General features: G+C 67.3%; 24 protein-coding genes. 13 read left to right on the top strand and 11 right to left on the bottom strand.

Annotation, left to right across the window (positions count from 1 at the left end):
- Nucleotides 1-240 precede the first annotated feature (240 nt).
- The 3 genes from WG921_RS07140 (at nucleotide 241) to WG921_RS07130 (ending at nucleotide 3125) form a co-directional block, all read left to right on the top strand.
- Nucleotides 241-1473 carry a helix-turn-helix domain-containing protein gene (locus WG921_RS07140; RefSeq protein WP_340108530.1) on the top strand — a complete coding sequence of 411 codons (1233 nt, stop codon included), beginning with the start codon at nucleotides 241-243 and terminating at the stop codon, nucleotides 1471-1473.
- Between the two features lie 78 nt (nucleotides 1474-1551).
- Nucleotides 1552-2664, top strand: a complete 1113-nt coding sequence (gene ispG, locus WG921_RS07135) for a flavodoxin-dependent (E)-4-hydroxy-3-methylbut-2-enyl-diphosphate synthase (protein ID WP_340108529.1) — start codon at nucleotides 1552-1554, stop codon at nucleotides 2662-2664.
- The gene (locus WG921_RS07130) at nucleotides 2661-3125 is read left to right on the top strand and encodes a DUF1499 domain-containing protein (RefSeq protein ID WP_340108528.1); all 465 of its coding nucleotides are present in this window, start codon (nucleotides 2661-2663) and stop codon (nucleotides 3123-3125) included. The genes ispG and WG921_RS07130 overlap by 4 nt, the downstream gene beginning before the upstream one ends.
- On the opposite strand, the gene WG921_RS07125 is transcribed toward WG921_RS07130, so the two are convergent.
- Nucleotides 3102-3428, bottom strand: coding sequence for a hypothetical protein (locus tag WG921_RS07125; protein ID WP_340108527.1), 327 nt, complete (start codon nucleotides 3426-3428; stop codon nucleotides 3102-3104). The two genes, WG921_RS07130 and WG921_RS07125, sit on opposite strands and share 24 nt — an antisense overlap.
- Nucleotides 3429-3548: 120 nt before the next feature.
- Here WG921_RS07125 and WG921_RS07120 point away from each other — a divergent pair, with 120 nt between their 5' ends.
- The 5 genes from WG921_RS07120 (at nucleotide 3549) to gdhA (ending at nucleotide 9042) form a co-directional block, all read left to right on the top strand.
- Complete coding sequence (locus tag WG921_RS07120; protein ID WP_340108526.1) at nucleotides 3549-4454, top strand: hypothetical protein; 906 nt, start codon at nucleotides 3549-3551, stop codon at nucleotides 4452-4454.
- Between the two features lie 30 nt (nucleotides 4455-4484).
- Nucleotides 4485-5540 carry a peptide chain release factor 1 gene (gene prfA, locus WG921_RS07115; protein ID WP_340108525.1) on the top strand — a complete coding sequence of 352 codons (1056 nt, stop codon included), beginning with the start codon at nucleotides 4485-4487 and terminating at the stop codon, nucleotides 5538-5540.
- A complete protein-coding gene (prmC, locus tag WG921_RS07110) occupies nucleotides 5537-6391 on the top strand; it encodes a peptide chain release factor N(5)-glutamine methyltransferase (protein ID WP_340108524.1) in 855 nt (284 codons plus the stop codon). The genes prfA and prmC overlap by 4 nt, the downstream gene beginning before the upstream one ends.
- Nucleotides 6392-6571: 180 nt before the next feature.
- Complete coding sequence (locus tag WG921_RS07105) at nucleotides 6572-7246, top strand: DUF4167 domain-containing protein (protein ID WP_340108523.1); 675 nt, start codon at nucleotides 6572-6574, stop codon at nucleotides 7244-7246.
- 446 nt (nucleotides 7247-7692) lie between these two features.
- The gene (gene gdhA, locus WG921_RS07100) at nucleotides 7693-9042 is read left to right on the top strand and encodes an NADP-specific glutamate dehydrogenase (protein ID WP_340108918.1); all 1350 of its coding nucleotides are present in this window, start codon (nucleotides 7693-7695) and stop codon (nucleotides 9040-9042) included.
- Nucleotides 9043-9160: 118 nt separating this feature from the next.
- Here gdhA and WG921_RS07095 read toward each other — a convergent pair whose 3' ends face one another.
- The 4 genes from WG921_RS07095 to WG921_RS07080 form a co-directional block, all read right to left on the bottom strand.
- A complete protein-coding gene (locus WG921_RS07095) occupies nucleotides 9161-9880 on the bottom strand; it encodes an MOSC domain-containing protein (RefSeq protein ID WP_340108522.1) in 720 nt (239 codons plus the stop codon).
- A 55-nt stretch (nucleotides 9881-9935) separates the two neighbouring features.
- Nucleotides 9936-11204 (bottom strand): NifU family protein, encoded by a 1269-nt coding sequence (locus WG921_RS07090; protein WP_340108521.1) that lies wholly within the window; start codon nucleotides 11202-11204, stop codon nucleotides 9936-9938.
- Nucleotides 11204-12391, bottom strand: a complete 1188-nt coding sequence (locus WG921_RS07085; protein ID WP_340108520.1) for a P-loop NTPase — start codon at nucleotides 12389-12391, stop codon at nucleotides 11204-11206. Before WG921_RS07085 ends, WG921_RS07090 begins: the two co-directional genes overlap by 1 nt.
- Before the next feature lie 123 nt (nucleotides 12392-12514).
- On the bottom strand, nucleotides 12515-12808 hold the full coding sequence (locus tag WG921_RS07080; RefSeq protein WP_340108519.1) for a DUF6522 family protein: 294 nt from the start codon (nucleotides 12806-12808) through the stop codon (nucleotides 12515-12517).
- A gap of 247 nt (nucleotides 12809-13055) precedes the next feature.
- On the opposite strand from WG921_RS07080, the gene WG921_RS07075 reads away from it, so the two are divergent.
- The 3 genes from WG921_RS07075 (at nucleotide 13056) to WG921_RS07065 (ending at nucleotide 16896) form a co-directional block, all read left to right on the top strand.
- Nucleotides 13056-14063 carry an iron ABC transporter substrate-binding protein gene (locus tag WG921_RS07075; RefSeq protein ID WP_340108518.1) on the top strand — a complete coding sequence of 336 codons (1008 nt, stop codon included), beginning with the start codon at nucleotides 13056-13058 and terminating at the stop codon, nucleotides 14061-14063.
- 146 nt (nucleotides 14064-14209) lie between these two features.
- Nucleotides 14210-15790, top strand: a complete 1581-nt coding sequence (locus tag WG921_RS07070; protein ID WP_340108517.1) for an ABC transporter permease — start codon at nucleotides 14210-14212, stop codon at nucleotides 15788-15790.
- Complete coding sequence (locus tag WG921_RS07065) at nucleotides 15787-16896, top strand: ABC transporter ATP-binding protein (RefSeq protein ID WP_340108516.1); 1110 nt, start codon at nucleotides 15787-15789, stop codon at nucleotides 16894-16896. The genes WG921_RS07070 and WG921_RS07065 overlap by 4 nt, the downstream gene beginning before the upstream one ends.
- 84 nt (nucleotides 16897-16980) lie before the next feature.
- On the opposite strand, the gene WG921_RS07060 is transcribed toward WG921_RS07065, so the two are convergent.
- The 6 genes from WG921_RS07060 to WG921_RS07035 form a co-directional block, all read right to left on the bottom strand.
- Nucleotides 16981-17874, bottom strand: a complete 894-nt coding sequence (locus tag WG921_RS07060) for a carbohydrate ABC transporter permease (protein WP_340108515.1) — start codon at nucleotides 17872-17874, stop codon at nucleotides 16981-16983.
- Between the two features lie 13 nt (nucleotides 17875-17887).
- Nucleotides 17888-18820: a carbohydrate ABC transporter permease gene (locus WG921_RS07055; protein WP_340108514.1), complete on the bottom strand. Its 933-nt coding sequence runs from the start codon at nucleotides 18818-18820 to the stop codon at nucleotides 17888-17890.
- Nucleotides 18821-18891: 71 nt separating this feature from the next.
- On the bottom strand, nucleotides 18892-20187 hold the full coding sequence (locus tag WG921_RS07050) for an ABC transporter substrate-binding protein (protein WP_340108513.1): 1296 nt from the start codon (nucleotides 20185-20187) through the stop codon (nucleotides 18892-18894).
- A gap of 112 nt (nucleotides 20188-20299) precedes the next feature.
- The gene (locus WG921_RS07045) at nucleotides 20300-21364 is read right to left on the bottom strand and encodes an ABC transporter ATP-binding protein (protein ID WP_340108512.1); all 1065 of its coding nucleotides are present in this window, start codon (nucleotides 21362-21364) and stop codon (nucleotides 20300-20302) included.
- Nucleotides 21365-21484: 120 nt separating this feature from the next.
- Nucleotides 21485-22369: an acyl-CoA thioesterase gene (locus WG921_RS07040; protein ID WP_340108511.1), complete on the bottom strand. Its 885-nt coding sequence runs from the start codon at nucleotides 22367-22369 to the stop codon at nucleotides 21485-21487.
- On the bottom strand, nucleotides 22366-23580 hold the full coding sequence (locus tag WG921_RS07035) for a serine hydrolase domain-containing protein (RefSeq protein ID WP_340108510.1): 1215 nt from the start codon (nucleotides 23578-23580) through the stop codon (nucleotides 22366-22368). Before WG921_RS07035 ends, WG921_RS07040 begins: the two co-directional genes overlap by 4 nt.
- A gap of 259 nt (nucleotides 23581-23839) precedes the next feature.
- Between WG921_RS07035 and WG921_RS07030 the strand changes: the two genes are divergently transcribed.
- Complete coding sequence (locus tag WG921_RS07030; protein WP_340108509.1) at nucleotides 23840-24907, top strand: hypothetical protein; 1068 nt, start codon at nucleotides 23840-23842, stop codon at nucleotides 24905-24907.
- A gap of 71 nt (nucleotides 24908-24978) precedes the next feature.
- Nucleotides 24979-25602: a hypothetical protein gene (locus tag WG921_RS07025; RefSeq protein WP_340108508.1), complete on the top strand. Its 624-nt coding sequence runs from the start codon at nucleotides 24979-24981 to the stop codon at nucleotides 25600-25602.
- Nucleotides 25603-25654: the final 52 nt, after the last annotated feature.

Raw genomic sequence — 25654 nt, 5'->3', positions numbered from 1 at the left:
AGTGGTTGAATCGTCGCCCATGCCGAAACCGGGCGCCAGCCCTGTGAGCGGCGGTTCGCCGCTGTCAACCCAACGTTAATGTAACAGGCGCGATTATGTGAGCGAAAGTTCAGAAATATCTTGTTATCTGGCGCTGAGGTTTCCGTGTGTTTCATGCTAAATTGATGCGGCTGAAACTTGCAGCAAGGCGGCTTAGGCCATAATACGCTTAGGCGTGGTGAAGAGGCGTTGGGATCGGGCATGGGGAGTGAATATCACCCCGGGTTGCGAGGCTTTGATTCCTTTGAATTGAAGCTCGGGGACGAATTGCGCGGTGAACGCGCCTCCAAGGGCAAGTCGCTGCTCGATGTTCAGCGCGAGTTGCTCATCCGCGCGGATTATATCGCCGCCATCGAGGATGCGGACGCCTCGGCGTTCCCGTTCGCCGGATACGCGGCCGGATATGTGCGCTCCTACGCCCGATATCTGGATCTCGACGGCGACGACGTCTACCGCCGTTTCTGCGAAGAATCAGGGTTCACGGGAGTGGAGATCACCGGCGCGCTCAGCCCGAAGGAGCGCGCGGCGACGCAGGCCAGGCCGCAGACGCGCGCCGTGGGCGCGAGCGCGGCGGACCGGGCCGTCATCTCCAACCGGTTCATGAAGTCGAACGCGAACGCGGCGCGGGTCGATCTCGGCGCCAGCCTGCGGGGGCTCGCGTCCGTCGCCGTCCTTGTCGCGCTCGTCGGCGGGCTCAGCTATGGCGGCTGGAGCCTGCTTCAGGATCTGCAGCGACTCGGATTCGCGCCGTTGCCGACGGCGCCGGAGGTGCTGGTGACGGCGCCGGACATCTTCGCGCCGGCGGAGATGAAGGTCGCCGGCCCCGCAGAGCCGGGGCGGGCCGATGACGACCGGATCACTCTGGCGTCGATCTACGCCGCGCAAGAGGCCGCCGCGCCGCCGGTGTCGCCGCGCGACGGCCCGATCTCCTCGATCGACCCGAGAAGCGCCGGAATATACGCCGTGCCGGCGGCGGTCGTGGTCGCGGATGCGCAGATCGAGCCGCCGGTGGAGCATGTGCTCGCCGCCGTCGACGAAACGCCGGCCGCAGAGATCGCGGCCAGCGCGCTCTCGGCGCCGCCGCAGGGTGTGGACGTCTACGCGACGGAAGACGCCTGGGTGCGGGTGCGGGATGGGGAGCGGCGCGTGCTTTTCACCGGCATTCTCGGGCCGGGCGAGCGGTTCACCCTGCCTGAAGGCGCGAGCGCGCCGCAACTCCGGGCCGGAAACGCGGGCGCGGTCTATATCCTCGTGGACGGGACCGCGTTCGGCCCGCTCGGCGACGGGCCGGAAGTCGCGAAGAATGTCGACCTGAAGCCGGATGCGGTGCGCGCGCTCTATCCGGCGGCGGTGAATTTCTCGGCTCCGCCGCGGGCGGACCGGGAGGCGAACCTGACCGGCGATGAAAACACGGTCGCGCTGCGCGGCGAATAAGCCGACGCAGGGCTGCGCGATGGACAAGCGCGCGGGCGGGGCCTATCTCTCCAGCGTGATGCAGGACCGGAGTTTGGCATGAGCATTCGCCCCTGGCGCGATATCCAGCGCCGCGTCTCGCGCAAGATCCGCGTCGGCGCGGTCGAGGTTGGCGGCGATGCGCCGATCTCGGTCCAGACGATGACGAACACCCTGACGACGGATGCGAAAGCGACCATCGAACAGGTGCTCGCCTGCGCCGAGGCGGGGGCGGACATCATCCGCGTCTCCTGCCCGGACGAGGGATCGACCCGCGCGCTGCGCGAGATCACGCGCGAGAGCCCGGCGCCGATCGTCGCCGACATCCATTTCCACTATCGCCGCGCGATCGAAGCCGCGGAGGCGGGCGCCGCCTGTTTGCGGATCAACCCCGGCAATATCGGCTCGCCCGAGCGGGTGCGCGAAGTGGTGCGCGCGGCCAAGGATAACGGCTGCTCGATCCGGATCGGGGTCAACGCCGGCAGCCTCGAGAAGCATCTTCTCGACAAATACCGGGAGCCTTGCCCCGAGGCGATGATCGAGAGCGGCCTCGAGCATATCCGGATCCTCGAAGACAACGATTTCCGGGACTACAAGATCAGCGTGAAGGCGTCCGACGTGTTTCTGGCCGCCGCCGCCTATCAGGGGCTGGCCGAGGCGTGCGACGCGCCGATTCACCTCGGCATCACCGAGGCGGGCGGGTTCGTCTCCGGCTCGGTGAAGTCGGCGATCGGGCTCGGGTTCCTGCTCTGGCAGGGGATCGGCGACACGATTCGCGTCTCCCTTTCGGCCGATCCGGTCGAGGAGGTGAAGATCGGGTTCGAGATCCTGAAATCGCTCGGGCTGCGCCATCGCGGCGTCAACATCATCTCCTGCCCCTCCTGCGCGCGGCAGGGGTTCAACGTGATCGAGACGGTGGCCATACTCGAAAAGCGGCTGGAGCACATCCGCACGCCGATGAGCCTGTCGATCATCGGCTGCGTGGTCAACGGGCCGGGCGAGGCGCTGATGACCGATGTCGGCTTCACCGGCGGCGGGGCCGGGGCGGGCATGGTCTATCTGGCCGGCAAGCAGGATCACAAGATGGATAACGAGCGGATGATCGACCATATCGTCGAACTCGTTGAAAAGCGGGCCGCCGAGATCGAGACCGCGCGTGAAGCCGCCGAGTGAGGCGCATCGGCAAGGGGCTTCTCTGGCTGGCGGCGGCGCTGGGGCTCGCGGTCGCCGGATTCGCGATCTGGGTTCGGGCCGCGCCTGACGATCCGGCCCGCTGGAGCGTGGACCCGGCGGCGATCGTCTCCGAAGGCGCGGCCAACGCCTATGTCGTGAAGCCGGCCGGGGAAGGGGGCGACGCCGCCTCGCCGATCTTCGACGAGACGCCGGCCGCGCTTCTGGCCCGATTCAAGGCGGTCGCGCTGGCCGAGCCCCGCGTCACGCTGCTGAGCGATGATGGCGAGAGCCTGACGCTGATTCAGCGCTCGGAGATCATGGCGTTTCCGGATTATATCTCCGTGCGCGCGGTCCCGGTGGAGGGCGGCGCGGCGCTCGATATCTATTCGCGCTCGCGCTATGGCGCGGACGATCTGGGGGTCAACGAAGCCCGGATTTCATCCTGGCTGGGAAAGCTCTGAAAGCGGCGCGGACCGGCTGAGCGGCGTCGGCGCGCAGCCTTCGGTCTTGTCGCGCCACGCCGGATTGTTCAGCGACATGCCGCAGCGCGCGGTGAATTCCCGCGCCCCGATCCGCAGGCAGCTTATCTCCCCGATCTCCACCCGAACCCCGCGGTTGGTGCAGTAGCATTCGGGATAGGCGTATCCGCTCTTCGCCTTCGGGTGCTGGAAGGTCGGGTCCGCCGCGCTCCCGCCCGGAGCCGCGCCGAGAAGCAACGCGGCGCCGAGAACTCCGATCAGTCCCATGCCGGATGTTCGGCCCATGCCGTGATCCTACCGCATTCGGACCCTCCGCGATACTCTTTCCATGCCGGTTTGCGCGGGGAGGCGTTGACTTCGGGGGGCGGCGTTCGTACCCAAGCGCCGTCTTTCCCGAGGGTGGCGATGCCCCGACTGATCATACATCCGGGCGCGCCGAAAACCGGCACATCGACCCTTCAACGGTTCCTTCATGCGCACCGCGAGGCGCTTCTGCGGCGGGGCGTCGCCGTCTACACGCCCGCCAATTTTCGCCGCGCGCCGATGATGCGCGCGTGCCGGAGCGCGACCCGCGGCGGCCCGCCGCTCAGCCGCGCGGCGTTGGACGCCTTCGCGGCGGAAACGGCGGACGCGGATATCGTTCTTGTCTCGGAAGAGGGGTTCTGCAGCGGTTTCCTGCTTGGCGGCGAGCCGGAGCCCTCCGGGCTGGAGCGCGCGGGGGTGAGCGCGGAGGTGATCGGCTCGCTCCCATTCGACGATATAAGCGTGATCCTCACCATCCGTCAGCAGCGCGGTTTCCTGGTGTCGAGCTACACGCATCGGGTCAAGCTGCACCGGGAGGCGCGCGGCTTCAGCCGCTGGCTGGACGAGGCGGTGGACGCGGAGCGCCTGTCCTGGTCCGGCGTCGCGTCGGCGTTCGAAGCGCGCCTCGGCGCGGGGCGGGTCGCGCTCCTGCCGTTCGAGATCGTCAAGGCCGAGAGCGCCGTAAGCTATGTGCGGGCCTTCTTCGCCGCCGCCGGCCTCTCGCTCGACGATCTGGATCTCGGCGAGGTGCGGGCGGCGAATGTGTCCGCGTCGCATCTGGCGGTTTCGGCGTCGCGACTCTTCAACCGGCTGTCGCGGCGAAAGACCGGGCGCTCCGAGTTGAACGCCTGGCTGACGCGGCGGTTTCCGTCCGACCGGCATGGGGGCTTTCGCCCCTCCGATCCGCGTCTCGACGAGATCGCGAACGCCTACGCGGCCGAGAACGATGCGCTCGCCCGGCGCTACTTTCCGGACCACGCCGATGTCTTCCTCGGCGCGCGCTCTTGACCGCTCGTCCGCTGGGGGTGAAGAGACCCGATGATCCCGCGCGATAAAATCAGTCAGATCGTTCAACGGCTCGGCTATCTGGAGGCGAAGCTCTCGGAGACGAGCGCGCCGGACGAATTGGCGGCGCTGTCGAAGGAATACGCCGACCTGAAGCCGGTGGCGGAGGAGGCGGCGGACTATCTGCGCCTGCTCGATGAACGGGCGGCCGCCGAGGCGCTGCTCTCCGACGCGGAGATGGCGGCGCTGGCGCGCGAGGAGATCGAGGCGCTCGACGCGGCCCTGCCGGCGATGGAGGCGCGGATGCGCCGGGCGCTGATCCCGAAGGACGCCGCCGACGCGCGCCCGGCGATCATCGAGATCCGGCCCGGGACCGGGGGCGAAGAGGCGGCTCTTTTCGCGGCCGTGCTCTGGCGGATGTATGCGCGCTTCGCCGAGTCGCGCGGCTGGAAAACCGAGATTCTGGATGAGAGCCTGACCGAGCTTGGCGGCGTGAAGGAGCTGGTCGCGGCGATCCGGGGCGCGGGCGTGTTCGCGGCGTTGAAATATGAAAGCGGGGTGCACCGCGTCCAGCGCGTGCCGGAGACGGAAAGCGGCGGGCGCATTCACACCTCCGCGGCCACGGTCGCGGTGCTGCCGGAAGCGGCGGAGATCGACGTCTCCATCGCCGAGTCCGATATTCGCATCGACACGATGCGCGCCTCGGGCGCGGGCGGGCAGCATGTGAACACGACGGACAGCGCCGTCAGGATCACCCATCTGCCGACCGGCCTGGTGGTGACCAGCTCGGAGAAGTCGCAGCACCAGAACCGCGCGCGGGCGATGGAGGTGCTGCGCGCCCGGCTCTTCGATATGGCGCGGCGGGACGCGGATCAAAGCCGCGCCGCCGATCGGAAGGGGCAGGTGGGCTCCGGCGATCGGTCGGAGCGGATCCGAACCTACAATTTCCCGCAGGGCAGGGTGACCGACCACCGGATCGGGCTGACGCTCTATCGGCTGGATCAGGTTCTTCAGGGCGACCTCGATGAGATCGTCGAGGCGCTGTCGGCGGCGGACGAGGCCGCGCGGCTCGGGGCGATGGAGCCGTGAGCGATTCTTACGCCGCAGTGTTGAAACGCGGCGTCGCCGCGCTCGAGGCGGCTGGGATCGAGGGCGCCGCGCGGGACGCCGAACTTCTCCTTCGCTGGGCCGCCGGGCTCGATGGCGCGATGCTTTCCGCGCGGCGGATCGAGGCCGCGGCGCCGGGCGTCGCCGCGCGCTACGACGCGGCGCTTGAACGGCGCTCCAGGCGGATTCCGGTCTCGCACATACGCGGCGGGCGCGCGTTCTGGGGGCGCTGGTTCGAGGTGACCGCCGACGTCCTGGACCCGCGCCCGGAATCGGAGGTGCTGATCGCCGCGGCGCTCGATATTGGCGGCGGGGCGCGCCCGGCGGCGCGCGTTCTCGATCTCGGCGTGGGCTCCGGCTGCCTCCTCGGGACGATCCTGGCGGAGTGGGGCGGGGCGACGGGGCTCGGCGTCGACGCCTCGCGCGCCGCGCTCGACGTGGCTGAGCGGAACATGGCGGCCCTCGGCGTCGAAGATCGGGCGCGCCTTCAGCTCGGCGATTGGCAAGCAGGGCTGAGCGGCGCGTTCGATCTCATTCTGTGCAATCCGCCCTATATCGCGTCCGCCGAGATGGACGGGCTCGCCCCCGAAGTGCGGCTTCATGAGCCGCGCCTCGCGCTCACGCCCGGCGGGGACGGGCTGGACGTCTACCGGCGGATCGCGCCCGATCTCGCCTCGCTGCTTGAACGCGGCGGGCGCGCGCTCTTCGAAATCGGGCCGACCCAGGCGGCGGCGGTCGCCGGGATTTTCGGCGCGTCCGGCTGGCCCGCGCCGGTCGTCCATCGCGATATGGACGGCCGCGATCGCTGCGTCGAATATCGACGCGGCGCCTGAGCGCCATTTGTGCTTGTAGCGGCGGCTCATGGGCGCTAGTCTCCCCTTGTCCGACGTGATCGATATTCTTGATCGCGCATATGGGCGGACGACTGTGACCCAGAAACATATAGACGGTCTGGCGGCGGTGATCGCGGCGGGATCGGAGGGGTACGCTCCAGAAGAGCGCTACCGAAACACATGAAACCTACCGAGACGTATTCAATGAGACCTTCTCAGAAATCCGGGCGCTCGCGCGGGAAAAACAATCGCAACAGAGGCGCGGGACACTCGCCGAACCGTGTGTACGAAAGCGCGGGGCCTGAAGGTAAGGTTCGCGGCACGCCGCAACAGGTCATCGACAAGTATCTTTCTCTCGCCCGGGACGCGCAGCTTTCGGGAGACCGCGTGACCGCGGAGAACTTCCTTCAGCATGCGGAGCATTACGTGCGCATCCTGATCGCGATGCAGGAAGCCGCGAACCAGGATCGGCGCGACCAGAACCAGCAGCCGAGCGGCGAGCAGGACGATCGCGACGACGACTCCGGCGATCAACGCGCCGCCGCGTCGGATGACGACGAGTCCGACGGCGACAGCGGCCGCGATCAGGGCCGCGGCCAGCGAAGCCGGCGCGGCTCCGGCCGGGGCGCGGCGGAGGCAAACAATCGCGCGGAGCCGAAGCCGGCTGCGCCCGAGGAGCAGCCCGCCGCCGACGGGCTCGCGGCGATCGACGCCGCGGAAGGCGCCTCTGAGATTGTCGAGACGCCGGAAAACAAACCGAAGACGGCGGAACGCCGCCCGCGCCGCCCGCGCGCGAAAGCGGCGAAGCCCGCGACCAAGGAAACCGACGAGTCTTCCGCCGAAGTCGCGGAGTGATCCTCTGAACATCGGCTTGCGGCCGAAGCGCGAACGGCGAGGATCGCATCGCGCGGCGGCATGGGCCTCGACGTCGTCCGGCGACGCCGGTTGAACGGCGAACCAGATCCTTAATCCCGCCTGCGGCCGTCCGCCGAGCGCCGGATCGGAGGCGCGGGCGCGCCCTTCCCGGCCTCGTCCCTTCTGGTTCTCGAACGCGCTTCGGTCTCCCCACGCCCGATCGATCCGGCGCGCGCGTCCTGAACGCGGGTCTCGGCGACGGCGCCTTCCGGTCGTCCTCGCCACGAGGCGTCGTGGCTCGCGGCGGCGACGCGCGGGAACACGCGCGGCGCCGCATACTCTGGCGTTCGCCGCGTCATTTCTCTAAATCCGGCGTGCATGGCGGTTTGACGAGTCGGATTTCGCCGACCGGATTGATGCGGAACTAGGTTAGGAACAGATGAATGATGAACGCGATTGATGAAAAACTGCAACCGATCCTGAGGACGGTTCTGCATCGAAACGCGGGTGAGCAGGAATTCCACCAGGCCGTACATGAAGTTCTTGGGAGCTTGGGGCGGGTGATTTCGAAACACCCGGAATACGCCGAGGATTCACTCATCGAGCGGATCTGCGAGCCGGAGCGGCAGATCATCTTCCGCGTGCCGTGGATCGACGATTCCGGACAGGTTCAGATCAATCGCGGGTTCCGCGTTCAGTTCAACTCGGCGCTCGGCCCCTACAAGGGCGGCACCCGGTTTCACCCCTCGGTCAATGTCGGCATCATCAAGTTTCTCGGCTTCGAGCAGATCTTCAAGAACGCGTTGACGGGCCTGCCGATCGGCGGCGGCAAGGGGGGAGCGGACTTCAACCCGAAGGGGCGCTCGGATCGTGAGATCATGCGCTTCTGTCAATCGTTCATGATCGAACTTTATCGCCATATCGGCGAGTATATCGACGTGCCGGCGGGCGATATCGGCGTCGGAAGCCATGAGATCGGCTACATGTTCGGCATGTATAAGCGGCTGACCAACCGCTATGAGGCCGGCGTGCTGACCGGCAAGGGCCTGTCCTATGGCGGCTCGCGGGCGCGCACCGAGGCGACCGGGTTTGGCAGCGCCTATTTCATGCAGCGCATGCTGGAGACCCGCAACGGCGCCTTTGACGGCCAGCGCTGCGTGATCTCCGGGTCCGGAAATGTCGCGATCTACGCGATGGAGAAGATCATGGCCTTCGGCGGCAAGGTCCTCGCCTGTTCGGATTCGGACGGCTACGTCGTGGACGAAACCGGCTTCGACCTCGATCTCCTGAAGGAGATCAAGGAGGTGCGCCGCGGGCGTATCTCCGAATATGCGCGGCTCAAGGGCGCCGGGTGCCGTTATGTCAAGGGCGGCTCGATCTGGGATGTGCCCTGCGATGTGGCGATGCCGTCCGCGACCCAGAATGAGCTCAACGGCGACGACGCCGCGAAGCTGGTCCGCAATGGCGTGAAGGCGGTCGGCGAAGGCGCCAACATGCCCTGCACGCCCGAAGCGGTTCAGATTTTCCAGAAAGCGGGCGTGTTGTTCGCCCCCGGCAAGGCGGCGAACGCCGGCGGCGTCGCCACGTCCGCGCTGGAGATGCAGCAAAACGCCAGCCGTGACAGCTGGTCGTTCGCCAAGACCGAAGAGCGCCTGGCCGAAATCATGCGCAACATCCATGATTCCTGCGCGGAGACCGCGGAGAAATACGGCGCGCCGGGCGACTATGTGCTGGGCGCGAACATCACCGGATTCGTTCGCGTGGCCGAAGCGATGCGCGCCATGGGCGTGATCTGATCGGCGCCGATGGGGCGGCGCCGGCCGCCGCCCCCTCATGCCCGCCGGGAATGCGCCGCGCGCGGGATGCGCGCCTCATGGGCGCGCCGCCATCCGCCTCGATGCGCAGAAGCCTCGTCTAGCCGTCGAGGCGGCGGGACCAGTCTTCGAGCGTTCGGGTCTTCAGCCGCTTCTCGGCGAGCGCGCGCCATGAGGCGGAGAGGCCCTCAAGGGCGCGAAACTCCTCGATCGCCTCCGTCTCCGGCCGTTCGCGGTAGAGAAACCGCCAGACGCGGTCCAGCGGCCAGGACGGATTCGGGCGGGCGATCCGCGCGAACGCATCCCCGGCCCCGATCTCGCCCGGCTCCAGCACCCGGAAATACCATCCCGTTCGGCCGCTGTCCTGCACCTGACGCGACATGTCGCGCCGCTCGAACCGGATGTTGAGCTTCCAGCAGGGCTGGCGCGCCTGACTGACCTGCAAGCGGGCCGAGCCGAGGGTGAAGACATCCCCGATGCAAAGGTCGCGCTCGGTCAATCCCTCGACCGCGAGATTCTCGCCAAAGGCGCCCGGGACGAAATGCGCGGCGGATTCTGGAAACTCGCGCTTCCAGATCGGATAATGCGCCAGAGAATAGGCGTGAATCGCCTTGTCGAGCCCGCCATGATGGACCGGGTCGCCCACACGGTCCCCGACGAGGCCGAGCGGCAGGGCCTTCACGCGCCCCTCCACCCGCTTGCGGCGGATGCTGCTCGGGGCGCCTTGGGGGCCGAGCGGCGCCGGGGCGCCGATCCGGAGTTCGGCCACCCATGCGGCCGTCTTCCCGGCCCTCAGCCTGTCGTCACGCGTATCCGCCATCGTCCGCCTCCACCTGTCGAGCGGCATAGGATCGAAGGCCGGATGTGGCAAGGCCTCACGGCTTCGCGTTCGCCGCGCCTCCACCGCTCCGCCCGGCCTCGAAGCTCTCCAGCATCTGCCGGCGCTGGAACGCGGCCTCGCTCTCGCCTGGCCTCGGGCCGCGGCCGAGGGCGCGCGCGAGTTCGAAAAACCCCTTTCCGGGAACGCCGCCGCCCCCCCGGCCGCCGACGCGCGCGGCGATGAAGGCGCGGCCCGCCGCCGCGTCTTCGCGCATCGTGGCCTCGAGCGCGCCGGTGACCTTGCGGATCGATCCCGGCGCATACATGCCGAGACCGCGCGCGAGGCGGCCATAGGTGATCGGCAATTTATCTTCAGGCAACGCTTCAAGATAGGCCCGCACCCGCCGCGTGAGCGGGCTGGCTCCATGTTCCGCCGCCGGCGCCGCCCGAGGCGGCGGGATCTCGTGCGCCGCGCCGTCGGGCGCGATCTCCGCCGCCCATGCGCGTTTCGGGCTCCGCGCGACCACCCGCGTCCGCCCCGGCGTCGGCTCGAGACTGGTCTCGGTGGTGATGACGATGTCCCCGCGCGCCCATGCGACCGCCAGCTGATCGGGTTTCAACCCGAGCCGGGGCGCGAGATACTCCGGGTCGATCGCCAATTCGCCATCCACCCAGCGGACGGCGCCGGCGGGAACGGGGCGCGACATGAGCGCGCTCTGGCCCGGGGCCGCGCCATAGAAGGGATTCTGGCCTCCGGCGTGGTCGGTCACGTCCACGATCTCCCGGATCGCGGGCAATTCCGAGCGCAGGATCGTCTCGACCCCCTGTCTCAAGGTCACGGCCGACGCCGAGCAGCCCTGGCAGCCGCCGGACATGCGGAGATAAACGACGCCGTTCTCGACCGATTCCGCGCTGATGCTCCCGCCATGGCTGGCGATCGACGGGTTCGCCCGCGCGTCGAGCACCCGCGTGACCGCTTCGAGCAGCGCCGCGTCGTCGTCCTCGCTCGCCGCGTCCGGCGCCTCGCCGAGCGGCGGGGCGTCGCCGTCGAGGGCGCGCCGGATCGCCGCGGCGACCGGACCCTTGAGCGCGCGCCAGTCGGCGCCCGGCGCGCGCGTCACCAGGATCGTCTCGCCGGTCACCTGCGCTTTCTTCACGCCGTCGATCGCGAAGAGCGCCTGCGCCAGAGGCGCGTCACGCGTCGTCCCGTCGAAGCGCGCCGAGCACCCGTCCTGAACCGGCGCGTCGAGGATGAAGCGCATGGTCGAGGGATCGCGCGGCGACGCCTGCGCGCGGATGCGCCGCCGCGGGGCGATGTCAGGCATCAGACATCTTCGACCTCGGCGCTTTCGATCTCGCGGAGCGCGGGGAAGGTGTAGATCCCCGACCGGTGCCCGTCGCTGAAGGCGACGCCGAACGCGTAATTACCGACGCTCCAGATCCGTGTCGGCGCCACGTCCAGCGGCACGGCCCCGGGCTTGAGTAGCTGTTCGCCGCTGACCTCGTCGCGGCACGCCGCGCAGCGGCAGGCGAGCCGCAGGTCGCGCGGATCGATATGCTGGACCCGGTCCGCCCATCGGATCGTCAGCCCCGCCGCGTCATAGTCGAGCGCAAGCGGCTGATCCGGCGCGCCATCCTGCGCCGGCGCGGGCTGGCCTTCGCCGGTCTCAAGGTTCCAGTCGAAAGGAACCTGAAGGCCGCCGGCCGGCTTCACGTCGCCGGTCAATATATCCGCGATCGCCGCATAGGCTTGCGCGGCCGGGCTGTCCGGGGCCGAGGCGACCAACGGCGCGCCGCTGTCGCCGCCGTCGACGATGGCGGGGTCAAGCGGGATCGCGCCCAGAAACGGCGCGCCGAGGCTCTCCGCGATCTTCTTTCCGCCGCCCTGATGGAAGATATGCGTGACCTCGCCGCATGACGGGCAGGTGAAGCCGCTCATGTTCTCGACGATGCCGAGGATCGGCACATTCACCTGCTGCAGCATCCGCAGACCGCGCCGCGCGATCTTCAGGCTGACATCCTGCGGCGTGCTGACCACGACGGCGCCGCTGAGCGGGAACGCCTGCGCCAGCGTCAGCTGCGTGTCGCCGGTGCCCGGCGGCAGGTCGAGAAACAGGATATCGAGCGCGCCCCAGTCCACCTGCGTGATGAACATCCGCAGATATTTCGTCACCATCGGCCCGCGCAGAATCGCCGGTTTGTCGTCGCCGGTCAGCATCCCCATCGAGATGACCTTGACCCCGTACGCCTCGGCCGGGGTCACCTTTCCGTCGGGCGACATGGATGGGGGCCGATCGACCGCAATGCCCAGCATGCCGGGGATCGAGGGGCCGTAAAGGTCGGCGTCCACCAGCCCGACGCGGAGCCCGCGCCGCGCCAGCATCACCGCCAGATTTGCGGTGACGGTGGATTTGCCGACGCCGCCCTTGCCGCTGGCGACCGCGATCATGCGTCCGAGATGCGACAGACCGCCGGAAGCGGGCGCGCCGGGGCGTGGGTTAGGTGTGTTCAAGACTCTGGCTCCTGTGATCTGGTTCGGCGGAACGGGCGGCCGACCAGCCCCCCGGAGGGCCGGTTTTCGCCGCGTGAACGGCATGTCGGCGACGCCGCATCAGGGGCGCCGGCCCGGGTCATGTCAATCTTGCTCATGCGCCGCATTCTCCGTCAGGAAAGTCGGCGTCGCCACATTCATCGTGCTGGAGGACAGGATCGCGCCGGCTTCATCCGCGATGATCTGAACATGGCGGCCGGCGGAAAAAAAGGTGAGACGCAGCTTTCCGGCGTCCTCCTCCTCCCCGCGCTCGAGGCGGCTGGTGATCGCGCCTTCGCGCATGCCGCGCTTCAGGTCGTCGACGCTGATCGCGAAGGCTCTGGCGAGGATGTCGGCGTCGATCTGGACATCGTCGCCGGCGCGGTCGATCCGGGTCATCGATCTCTCCATCTCTCTGTTCGGCGGCTTTTAATCGGCATAATCCATACTGATTATATGGAGGGCCATGGGCCATTGCAAACGCCTGCCGCGCAGGGGGCGTCGGCGCGCGAGGTTGGGCGGCGTATCGCCTGCGACGCTATAGCCCTCAAAACTATCTCCGATTTCGTCAGATTAAACTTGACCATTTTTATCAGCTATACAAATGTCCGCCCGTGAGACTCACCGGGAAGAACAGGAGCATTGAATGCGACATCACGGATCACTTTTCGCCGGCGCCTTCGCGTTCGCCGCGGCCATGCTGGCCGGATCGTCGGCCCTTGCGCAAACGCCGGTGGAGATCGTCGTATATAACGCTCAGCATGAGAGCCTGACCAGAGCCTGGGTTGAGGGATTCACCGCCGAGACCGGCGTCAAGGTCGTCATACGGGACGGCGGCGACACCGAACTCGGCAACCAGATCGTGGTGGAGGGCGCCGCGTCGCCCGCCGATGTGTTCCTGACCGAGAACTCGCCGGCGATGGCTCTGGTCGACAAGGCGGGTCTGTTCGCTCCGGTCGATGAAGAGACGCTGGCGCAGGTGCCGCCGCAATATCGCCCAGAGAATGGAAACTGGGTGGGCGTCGCCGCGCGCAGCACGGTTTTCGTCTATGACAAGCGCAAGCTCTCCGAGGCCGATCTGCCGAAATCCATGGTGGACCTCGCCAGCCCGGAATGGGAAGGCCGATGGGCGGCGTCCCCCACGGGGGCGGATTTTCAGGCGATCGTCGCCGCGCTATATGATCAGAAGGGCGAGGAGGCGACGCGGGAGTGGCTCGCCGGGATGAAGAGGAATTTCACCGCCTACCGCGGCAACAGCACGGTGATGAAGGCGGTCAACGCCGGGGAGATCGAATCCGGGGTCATCTATCACTATTATTATTTCCGGGATCAGGCGAAGACCGGCGAGAACAGCGAGCATGTCGGGCTGCACTTTTTCCGGAACGAGGATCCAGGCGCGTTCGTCAGCGTCTCGGGCGGCGGCGTTCTGGCGTCGAGCGCGCACCCGGAAGAGGCGCAGGCGTTCCTCAAATGGATTACGGGCGAGGGGGGCCAGAATATTCTGCGGACCGGAGATTCACTCGAATACGCGGTGAACGGAGAGTCGAACCCCGCGCTGCCGCCCCTGGCCGACCTGCAGGCGCCGGACGTCAATCCCTCCAGCCTCGACAGCAAGAAGGTCTACGAGATGATGCTCGACGCCGGGTTGCTCTGAGGCTTCAAGATCGGAGATGGATTCTCCCTCGGAGCCCGCGCGGGGAGCGCGGGCTCCTACGCGACCTCGGCGCATGTGACATGCGTGGTCGCGTTCTGCGGCGGCCGGTCCGGCCGCCGACGCTGTGAATCGACGTGGAGCCAGTTATGGCGATACAGCTAAGCGACGATCAGGCGCTGCGGGCTTCACGCCCGCGGCCCGTTCGTTTGCGGTCTGGCCCGTCGTGGATCGGCGTCGCGGCGGTGCTGGTGACGGTGTTTTCGTTGATTCCGCTCGGCTTCATCGTCTGGGCCGGATTCCAGAGCGGCTGGGGGACGATCACAGAGCTGTTGTTTCGCGAGCGGGTCGCGGGATTGCTGTTCAATACGCTTGTGCTCATCGGCCTGACGATTCCGATCGCCGCGACGCTGTCGGTCGGGCTCGCGTGGTTGACGGAGCGCAGCGACCTGCCGGGCGCGCGGTTCTGGGCGTGGCTCGCGGTCGCGCCGCTGGCGGTCCCGGCCTTTGTCCACAGTTACGCCTGGATCACGCTCATTCCGGGCCTGAACGGCCTGTCGGCGGGGGTTCTGATTTCGGTCATCGCCTATTTCCCGTTCATCTATCTCCCCGTGGCCGCCACGATGCGCCGGCTTGATCCGGCGCTGGAGGACGCCGCCGCGTCGCTCGGCGATGCGCCGGGGCGGGTGTTTCTGCGCGTGGTCCTGCCGCAGCTCCGCCTCGCGTTGCTCGGCGGCGCGTTGCTCGTCGCCCTGCATCTTCTGACCGAATACGGGCTTTTCGTCTTCATCCGGTTCGACACGTTCACCACCGCCATCGTCGATCAGTTCCAGACCAGCTTCAACGGCCCGGCGGCGAACGCGCTCTCCGGCGGGCTGGTCGCCTGTTGTCTCGCGGTCGTGGGGCTCGACATCCTGCTGCGCGGCTCCGAGCGCTACGCCCGCGTCGGCTCCGGCGCGGCGCGCGAGCCGGAGCGGTTCCGCCTTGGGCGCGCGGCTCTGCCCTGCATGGCGATCCCGCTCGTCGTGGCGCTGATCACCCTTGGCGTGCCGTTCATGACCATCGGGCGCTGGCTCGCCAAGGGCGGCGCCTCGATCTGGGAGTTTGCGGAGATCGGCCGCGCGCTCTGGCAGACCACGGGCCTCGCGGTGGTCGGCGGCTTCCTTGCGGTGGTGTTCGCGGTTCCGATGTCCTGGCTTTCGATCCGGCGGCCGGGGCCGCTGCCGCGGCTGCTCGAGGCCTGCAATTACATCATCGGCGCGCTGCCCGGCGTGGTCATCGCCCTCGCTTTCGTCAGCGTGACGGTGCGCGTCGCGCCGTTCCTGTATCAGAGCGTCGCCACAATTCTGGCGGCCTATGCGGTGATGTTCCTGCCGCGCGCGCTGATCAGCCTGCGCCCCAGCCTCGCGCAGGCGCCTGTCGAGCTGGAGCAGGCGGCGGGCGCGCTGGGGCGCACGCCGCTTCAGGCGCTGATGCAGATCACGGTGCGGCTTTCGGCTCCGGGGGCCGCGGTCGGCGCGGCGCTGGCCGGGATCGGGATCATGACCGAGCTGACCGCGACTCAGATGCTCGCCCCGAATGGAACCCGCACCCTCGCTCTGGCGTTCTGGGCCAAGAGCGGAGAGCTGGATTACGCCGCCGCGGCGCCTTATGCGCTGATCATGGTGGCGGTGTCGCTGCCGCTGACATGGATCCTCTTTGTGCAATCGCGACGAATGGCCGGACGATGACGGTTCTGGAATTTGACGATCTTCACAAGGCGTTCGGCCCGGTGATGGCGGTCAACGGCGTCAGTCTCCGGATGGAGGCGGGCGGGCGGACCGCCATCGTCGGCCCGTCCGGCTGCGGCAAGACGACTCTTCTGCGGCTCATCGCCGGGTTCGAGACGCCGGATTCGGGGCGGATCCTGTTGAACGGAAAGCTGCTGGCGGACGAGAAGGGCGCGGTGCCGGCGCATCTTCGCGGCATCGGCCTCGTCGCGCAGGATGGCGCGCTGTTTCCGCATCTCAGCATCGCCGACAATATCGGCTTCGGGATCTTCAAGACGGAGCCGCGCCGCGCCGCGCGGATCGCCGAGCTTGCCGATATCGTCGGCCTGCCGCGCTCGACCCTCGAGCGCTGGCCGCACGAGATCTCCGGCGGCCAGCAGCAGCGGGTCGCGCTGGCGCGGGCGCTGGCGCGCAAGCCGTCCCTAATGTTGCTGGATGAACCATTCTCGGCGCTGGACGCCGGCCTCAGGGCCTCGATGCGCCAGGCGGTGATCGACCTCCTCACCGACGCCGGGATCGCGTCGATCCTCGTCACGCACGATCAGGCCGAGGCCCTCTCCTACGCCGATCAGGTCGCGGTGATGTATGACGGCGCTTTCATTCAGGTCGGCCGGCCGCAGGAGCTGTACTGGTGCCCCCGCACCCGCAGGACCGCCGAATTCCTTGGCGACGCCATCATCCTGCCGGCGCGGATCGTCGGGGGCTGCGCCGAATGCGCCTTGAACCGCATTCCGGTGACGGCCGCGCGCGAGGACGGGCGCGCCAGGATCATGATCAGGCCCGAGCAGGTGCGCCTGGTCCGGTGCACGGGCGCATGCGCCCACGGCATGACGCATGGAACGGTGACCGCCGTCGATTTCAGCGGCGCGGCCAGCCTCGTCACCGTGCGGCTTGATCCGGACCAACCGCAACCGGCGGGCGTCAACGGGCTGACGACCCTGCATGTGCGTCAGGCCTCCACCGACATGCTGAACGTCGGCGACACCGTGACCTTCGAGATCACGGGCTGCGCGCATGTCCTCGACGAGGCCTATCCCGCCGCGCGCCCGGACGAGCCGCGCGGCTGAACCGGCGCCGGGTTCGTTCCGGCCGCGCGCGCCGAGGACGGCGGCCGCCCGGGAAAGGGCGGGGCGACAGCTACGAGAGGCGGCTTATTCCTTCACCGCGCCGGTCATCGACGAGACGTAATAGTCGACGAAGAAGGAATAGAGGATCACCACCGGGAGCGAGCCGAACAGCGCGCCGGCCATCAGCGCGCCCCATTCATAGATATCGCCGCGCACCAGCTCGGTCAGCACGCCGACCGGCACCGTCTTGTTCTCGGAGGAGGAGATGAAGGTGAGCGCGTAGATGAACTCGTTCCACGAGAGCGTGAAGGCGAAGATGCCGGCGGAAATCAGGCCCGGCACCGCGAGGGGCAGAACCACCTTGGTGAGAATCTGCCACCGCGTCGCGCCGTCGACCAGCGCGCTCTCCTCGAGCTCGAACGGGATCGAGCGGAAATACCCCATCAGCAGCCAGGTGCAGAACGGGATCAGGAACGTCGGATAGGTCAGGATCAGCGCCAGCGGGGAATCGAAGATCCCGACATTGAAGATGATGAACGCGAGCGGAATGAACAGGATCGACGGCGGCACCAGATAGGCGAGGAAGATCATGAGGCCGGTGACCTGCGCGCCGGTGAATCGCACCCGTTCGATCGCATAGGCGGCGAACACCGACGCGACGAGCGAGAGGAAGGTGGAGCAGACCGAGATGTAGACCGTGTTCCACAGCCAGCCCGGGAACGAGGTCTCGAAGAACAGGAACTTGATATGCTCCAGCGTCGGCGCGACGACCCAGAACGGGCTGTATTCAGCGTAATTCGTCAGCTGATGGTCCGGTTTCACCGCGGTGATCGCCATCCAGTAGAATGGGAACAGCAGCACGAAGACGAACACGCCAAGCGGCAGGTAGATCATCATGATGCGGCGGGTTCGGGTGTCGAACTGCTCAACGCCGACGATGTCGTCGCTCGCGCCGGAGGCCTGTGTCGCTTTGCTCATGTCGCCGGTCTCCTCAATCCGATCCGCCCTGCTGCCACTTGCGGCGCTGCAGGCCGAAGAAGCTGAACATGACAGCCGCGAGCAGGAAGGGAATCATCGCGACGGCGATCGCGGCGCCCTCGCCAAGCTGGCCGCCGGGAATGGCGCGCTGGAACGAAAGCGTGGCCATCAGATGGGTCGCGTTCACCGGCCCGCCGCGGGTCAGGACGTAGATCAACTGGAAGTCGGTGAAGGTGAACAGCACCGAGAAGGTCATCACCACCGCGATGATCGGCGTCAGCAAGGGCAGGGTGATCTTGTAGAACCGCTGCCACGGCGTCGCGCCGTCGAGCGCGGCGGCCTCGTTCAGCGACGCGGGAATGGTCTGAAGCCCGGCGAGGAGCGTGATCGCGACGAACGGGATCCCGCGCCAGACATTGGCGGCGATCACCGAGAAGCGGGCGTTCCACGGGTCGCCAAGGAAATTGATCGGGGCGTCGATCAGGCCCCATTGCATCAGCACCCACGAGATGATCGAGAACTGGCTGTCGAACATCCACGAGAACGCGAGCGCCGAGAGCACCGTGGGCACCACCCAGGGGAGCAGGACGACGGCGCGGAAGAAGGATTTGAACGCGACATTGTTGTTCAGGATCAGCGCCAGCCACAGGCCGAGGCCGAATTTCAGCACCGACGCCACGGTCGTGTAGAAGATGGTGTTGAAGACGGAGAGCATGAACACCGGGTCGCCCATCAACCAGATGTAATTCTCGAGCCCGATGAAGACGCCGCCGCGCCCGATTCTGGCGTCCGTGAACCCGAGCCAGACGCCGAGCCCGAGCGAATAGACCAGGAAGAAGAGCAGAAACGCCGCCGCCGGCACCATGAACAGCAGCCCGAGCCCATTCCGCGATTCGAGCATGCGGCTCAGCCAAAAGCGGTTCTCGACGGTCGAATCAGCGGCCATATCGCTTTGTCTTCCCCTGAAATAGGACGTGAAATCCGGCGGGCGGCGCGCCGCCCGCCGGCTTCATGGCGTCAGCGGTAGTACCGCTTCGCGCGGCGCGCGGCGTTCTTGATCGCGTCTTCCGCGGAGCTCTGGCCGGTCACGGCCTCCGCGAACATGTCCACCAGCACGTAATCCGCCATCACGCCGGCGGATGCGGCCCCGAGCGTTCCGGCGTAGCCGTTCGGCCGCAGGGTCGCGGACGCCCGCGAATACGGCTCGTTGATCGGATTCTCGGTCCAGACCGGGTTGTCGGCGAACTCCTTGAGCGCCTGGCAGCAATAGCCGCTCGCGCCCTGGATCCAGGCGTTCATGTTGTCCGACTGGTACATGTGGTTGAGGTAAGCCTTGGCCGCGTTGGGATACTTGGTGTGGTTGAAGATGGAGATGGTGGTCGTCTGGGCCATCTCCGCCGCCACGCCGGTCGGCCCGACGGGAAGGTTCGTCGTGCGGATGTCGTCGGCCATCTCCTTCATCGTCGGATCCTTGGCGGCGGCGTAGTAGAGCGAGACGCCGTTCGCCGTCAGCGAGATCTGACCGGCGAGGAACGCGCGGTTGTTGTTGATGTCGAGCCAGCTTTCGGTGCCGGGGATGAAGGTCGCGTAGAGCTTCTTGGCGTATTCGATGGCGTCCCTCGTCTCGGGGCTGTCGATCGCGACCTGGTTGTTCTCGTCGACCATTCTGCCGCCAAAGGCCCAGAGCAGCCAGTGCGCGTAGTTGTTGCCGTCGCCGACCGCCTTGCCGTGCGGGAACCCGGCCGGGGTGCCGTTGGCCTGCATCGCCTTGCACAGCTCGAGAAAGCCGTCGGTGTCGGTCGGGAATTCGCTGAAGCCCGACGCTTCCATGTGGCTCTTGCGATAGCAGACGGCGTTGCCGATGACGCAGAGCGGGACCGAGATGAACCGGTCGCCGTCCACCGCGTAACCTTTGACGCCCTCATACCAGCCGCCATGCTGCTCGCCGAGCGAGGTGGCGAGGTCGGTCACGTCGATCAGCTTGTCGGGATATTGGAACGGATCGTCGAACCAGCTCATCACCATGTCGGGGCCGGAGCCGACATTGGCGGCGACGGCGGCCTTCGGGCGCACGTCCTCCCAGCTTTCCTGATCGATGCGCACCGGAACGCCGGTCTTGTCGGTGAAGGCCTGGGTGTTGGCGTTCCAGGCGTCTTCCTCGCCCTTCACGAAGGGAACCCAGCGCAGCAGGCGCAGCTCCGCGCCCTCCTCGGGCGTGAACGTGGCGCCTTGCGCGAAGGCGCCGAGGCCGAATGATTGAGCGGCGGCGAAGCCGGTGGCGCCCGCCAGCAGCGTTCTGCGATTGATAGACATGGCATTTCCTCCTCATGCGGGCGTTGGTCGTCTTGAAACGGGAGGCCCGCTTTCTTCCCTTTGGTCACGCCGCCAGCCTCCAACCAGCGACGCTGATTTCAGTCTCCGGCCCTCAGAGCGAAACGCGCTTGCCGGTTTCAGTGTCGAAGAGATGCGTCGCCTCCGGATCGACCGAGACGCCGATCTCCTCGCCCGGCGCCGTCGAGATGCGGTCGCGAAAGACGCCGATCACATCCGCCTGGCCGATCTTGCCGACGACATGCGTCTCCGATCCGGTCTGCTCCACCACGTCGATCCTGAAGGGGATATCGCCGCCGACCCGGAAAGATTCCGGGCGCAGGCCGAAGACCGTCTCCCGCCCCGGCTTCGCGCCGCCCGGGTTCGAAATCGGCAGGATGATGCCGTCTTTGGTCTGGAACCGGGTGCTGTCCTCGGGGTCGATCTGGCCGGGGATCATGTTCATGGCGGGGGAGCCGATGAAGCTCGCCACAAACAGATTGTCGGGCCGGTCGTAGAGGTCCAGCGGGGTGCCGATCTGCTCGACCCTGCCGTCATGCATGACGACGATCTTGTCGGCCATGGTCATGGCTTCGATCTGATCGTGGGTGACGTAGACCGTCGTGGTCTTCAGCCGCTGGTGCAGGTTCCTGACCTCGCTCCGCATGGAGACCCGGAGCTTGGCGTCAAGATTCGAGAGCGGCTCGTCGAACAGGAACACCTGCGGATTGCGCACGATCGCGCGCCCCATGGCGACGCGCTGGCGCTGGCCGCCGGACAGTTGCCGCGGATAGCGGTCGAGCAGGTGGGAGAGGCCGAGGATCTCCGCCGCCGGGCCCACCTTCGCCGCGATCTCGGCTTTCGGCGCCTTCGCCAGCTTCAGCGAGAAGCCCATGTTGTCGCCGACGGTCAGATGCGGATAGAGCGCGTAATTCTGGAACACCATCGCGATGTTGCGCTCCTTCGGCGGAACATCGTTCACGACCTTGTCGCCGATGACGATCTCACCCGAAGTGACGTGCTCCAGTCCGGCGAGCATCCGCAGAAGGGTGGATTTGCCGCAACCCGAGGGGCCGACGAGGACGACGAACTGCCCCTCCTCGATATCGACCGAAACGCCGTGAAGCACTTCGACCGGGCCGAACGACTTTCGGACATCGCGGAACTCGACCGACGCCATGCATCCCCCTTGTTCTCAACTTCTGATAATCGAGCAATTCGCTCTTGTTGAGTCGACCCTATAGGGGAGACGCATAGTGGGCAATGTCGATCTTCGACTTGCCCGGATGGAGCGTGGACTTCACGCTTTCTCGGCGCGGGGCGGCCGGGTGATCGGCCTCATCAAGCCCTCCTGCGCGACCGAGGCGACGAGGCGGCCGTCCTGTGTGAAGATCTTTCCACGGTTGAAACTCCGGCCTCCGCCGCTGAACGGGCTGTCCATTTCATAGAGATGCCATTGGTCGAAGCTGATCGGCGCGTGAAACCACATGACGTGATCGAGGCTCGCGCCCATCACCTCGCCCGTATACCAGCTGATGCCGTGCCGCCGATTGCCGGAGCTCAGAAGCGACATGTCGGACGCGTAGGCCATCAGGCAGTGATGCACCCAGGGCTCCGCCTCGATCATGTCGGCGACGCGAAACCAGAGTCGGTTGTAGTCGCTGGTCTTCTCGGGCTTCAGCAGGTCGATCGGGTCGACCTCGCGAATCTCGATCGGGCGCCGCCGGAGGAAATGCTCGCGTATCTCTTCGGGCAGATGCGCGGCCGCCGCCTTTCGCGCGTCTTCGCGCGGCGGCAGCGAGTCCGGCGGCGGCGCCTCCGGCATGTCGTGCTGATGGGTCCAGCTCGTCTCCTCCTTCTGGAAGGAGGCCGCGAGATTCAGGATCTGTTTCCCGTGCTGCACCGCGATCACGCGTCTGGTGGTGAAGCTGCCGCCGTCGCGCGCGCGGTCCACCTCGAAGATGATCGGGATCGTCGGGTCGCCCGGGCGGATGAAATAGGCGTGCAGCGAATGGCAGAGACGGTTTTCAACGGTCCGATACGCCGCCGTCAGCGCCTGCGCGATGACATGGCCGCCGAAGATCCGCTTGCCGTTCTCGCCGCCTTCGCCCTGTCCGCGGAAAAGATCGACCTCGAGCCGCTCGATGTCGAGCAGGCGGAGGAGATCGTGCGTCAGCGCGCTCATGTGCGCGCCCCATGGACCAGCGCCTTCAGCTCCGAGCGGGCCGGATAGCTCGAGGACGGCGTGAGCTGAGTGAAGAAGATGGCGGTGAGATCGGCGACCGGATCCAGCCAGAACACCGTCGACGCGATGCCGCCCCAGGAGAAGTCGCCGACATTCCCCGGCGCGCGCGCCAGCGCCGGGTCGAGCACGACGGAGCCGCCGACGCCGAATCCGATCCCGGTCATCGGCGTCTCGGCGAAGCTCTTCGGCCCCATCGAGGCGATGTCGCCGGAGAGATGGTTGCGCCGCATGAAGGCGAGCGTGGCGGGCGAGAGCAGCCGCGCCCCGCGATGCGCGCCGCCCTTGCGCAGCATCTCGGTGAACGCGAAATAATCGTCGATGGTCGACAGCAGCCCGCCGCCGCCGGAAAAGGTGCGGGTCCCGCGCCAGGCGCTGCCTTCCGCGGTCTCCACCTCCCGCATCACCCCTCGCCCGGCCGCGCCGAGGCTCATGGCCGAGCCGCTCTCGAGCGAGGTGTAGAGATGCGCGAGCCGGCCGATCTTGGCGTCCGGAATGGCGAACCCGGTGTCCTTCATGCCGAGAGGCTCGAGGATCTCGTCGCGCAGCCATTCGTCGAGCGGGCGGCCGGCGACGACCTCGATCACCCGGCCGATCACGTCGATCCCGACCGAATATTCCCACCGCGCGCCCGGCGTGAAGGCGAGCGGCAGCGCCGCGAGCGCGCGCGTCATCTCCGCCAGGCCGGGCCTGTCCGGGGCGAAGTCGATTTTCGCCTCGGCGTAGGCGGCGGCGGCGAGCCCGGGGTTGAAGCCGTAGGTGAGCCCGGATGTGTGCGTCAGAAGCTGGTGCAGGGTCGGGGGCGGGCAGGGCGCGACGTCGTCCGCCGTGGCGGCGCCCGGGACCAGCGCGCGGCACTCCGCGAATTCCGGCAGGAAGGCGCTGACCGGCGCGTCGAGATGGAAGAGCCCGCGCTCCGCCAGCATCATGAGCCCGACGGAGACGATCGGCTTCGTCATCGAGTAGATCCGCGCGATCGTGTCTTCCTCGAAGGGCGCCTTCGCCTCCACCGCGCGATACCCGGCCGAGGCGCGGTGAACGATCTCGCCCCTCTCCGCGAGCAGAAACGTGGAGCCGGGGAATTTCCCCTCATCCACATAGCGCCGCATCCAGTCGTCGATACGGGCGAGGCGCGTGGGGTCGAAACTCTGCATGACGATATATCCTGATCTTCGGTCTCACCGGCTTGGCGGCAACTTAATGCGCGCTGCAACGAAAGCGCCAGAGCCGCGGCGCCGATGGGCGCAAAATTCACGATGCGCGAAGACGCAGTAATTATTCGCGTTTTGGTCGATTCCAGTCTACATTGGCTCATCCCACCGACATAAAGGCCCGGTTGTGGACGCAAATCGAGAGATCGCCGCGATACGAAACGCCGCCTCGCTCGCATTCAAAGCGGATGTCGGCGCTTTGATGGCCGCGAAGTTCGATCGCCGCTCCAATCGGATCGAAGCGCTCAAGCGGGTCACGGAGACGGAGACGCGCCTCGGCGAAATTCTCGCCGACATCGGGAGCCCTGCGGCCGCGAACGCCGCGGCGCGGGAGGCGGAGGCCGCCTCCCGGGGGGTTGTCCTCGAAGCGCTGAAGCTCTCTCTCCGGACCACGGCGTCGATCGACGTCCGCGCCGCCCAGATCGAGACGATCCATGGCGGGGCCGCCGCGCGCCGCGCCGACATCTCCGCGATCGCCCGCGCGCCCGCGCCGCGCCAGGCGGTCGCGGCGGCGGAGATCATCGAGAAGGCGGGCAAAGCGCTCCGCAGCCTCCGGACCCTTGCGTCCGATCCGAAGAAGTATCTCGGCCTTGCGGAGAAATTCTGGAATCAACAGGTGCGCGCCATGGCCGCCGCCACGCGCGACGCCTCCATCAAGAGCATGACGCTGACCGTGAGCGAGAAGATTCTCACGACGATCGACGAAAAGCTCTCCCTCACCGCCAACCGGGTCAGCGCGGCGTCGGTCGGCCGGTTCATCGGCTGGGTCGGCGTCGGCCTGCTGGTCGTCAATGTGGTGATCCGCGCGGCGGCCGACGACGCGCACTGGGCGACGACCCTCGCGAAAGGCGCGATTCCGCTCGCGGCGACCATCGGCCTCGGTCTCGTCATCACGTCTGAAGCCGTGGTCGCGGGAACGGCGGCGATCGGCACGGTCATCGCGGCGTGGACCGCCAGCCTCGGCGCGGGCGCGGCGGCCGCCGCAGGCGGCGAGGTGGTCGTGCTTGGCGGCGCGGCGGTGGCGGGCGTCGATACGGTGATCGCTGGCTTTTCGAGCGCGGGAGTCCCTCCGGCCGCGGCGGTGCTGATCGCGACCGGCGCCATCATTCTCCTTGGCGTCGCAGTGACGGCTCTTGTCGATTTCCTGATCGGCACCTGGTTCGGGCCCGGAATGCCGGCGTCGATGATGGTGGCGATGCAGGCGCCGATGAGCGCGACGATGCGCGCGCAGATGGCCGCGCCGATGTTCCGCTCGATGAGCGGCGGCTGATCCGCGCGCCGCCCGAAGACCGCATCAAAGCGGGCTGAAACCGGCCTGCGTCAACCAGAAGGAAGAAGAACATGAAATATGGCAGACCCCTTCGCTATGACACGCTCGAGGCGGCCGGGCAGACGCCCGATTTCGAGGAACTCGCGAGCGACGCCTACGCCGCGCTGAACGCCGAGGGGGCGAAAGGGCTTGGCCACGAAGAGGCGGCGATCGAACGCGTGAACGGGATGAAAGAGGAATACGGAACCGGGGTCTCGGCGCTGATTATGATCTACAACGCCACCGGATCGACCCTGAAATTCGACAGTCTCGAAAGCGCCCACGGCAAGATCTTCAAATACCAGCCCGACCCGACGATCTATAATGGCGAGTGGAGCGTCTTCCTGCATGTGAAGAGCTCGGGCGCCGCGCGCGGCTCCGGCGGCGCGGTGAAATACTGGTTGAGAGGCGGCGTTCCCAAGAAAGCGCATATGCTCACCGTCAACTGGGATATCCCCTGGAGCGGAACAAACACGGCGGGCGCCACTTTTTCCCACCTGCCGCCGCACCTGGATGTCTCTCAGGCGTCGTTCATGAAGGTGATGAAGGAAATCATGGACGCCCAGGCGAATACCCCGTTCGGAACGCGGATCTCCTATTCGCAGGAAACATCGCCGCTCATCCGCGTCATGGCGGCGCGCAAGACGGTGCTCTGAACGCGGACTCGGCCGAGAAGGACAGCGCGCGCCGCCCCCGGCGAGGCGCGCC

Source organism: Paludibacillus litoralis (genome assembly GCF_037646705.1).
Taxonomy (GTDB): domain Bacteria; phylum Pseudomonadota; class Alphaproteobacteria; order Rhodobacterales; family Rhodobacteraceae; genus Pikeienuella; species Pikeienuella litoralis.
The sequence above is the reverse complement of the archived record's forward strand: the minus strand, read 5'-3'. Positions and strand labels throughout refer to the sequence as shown.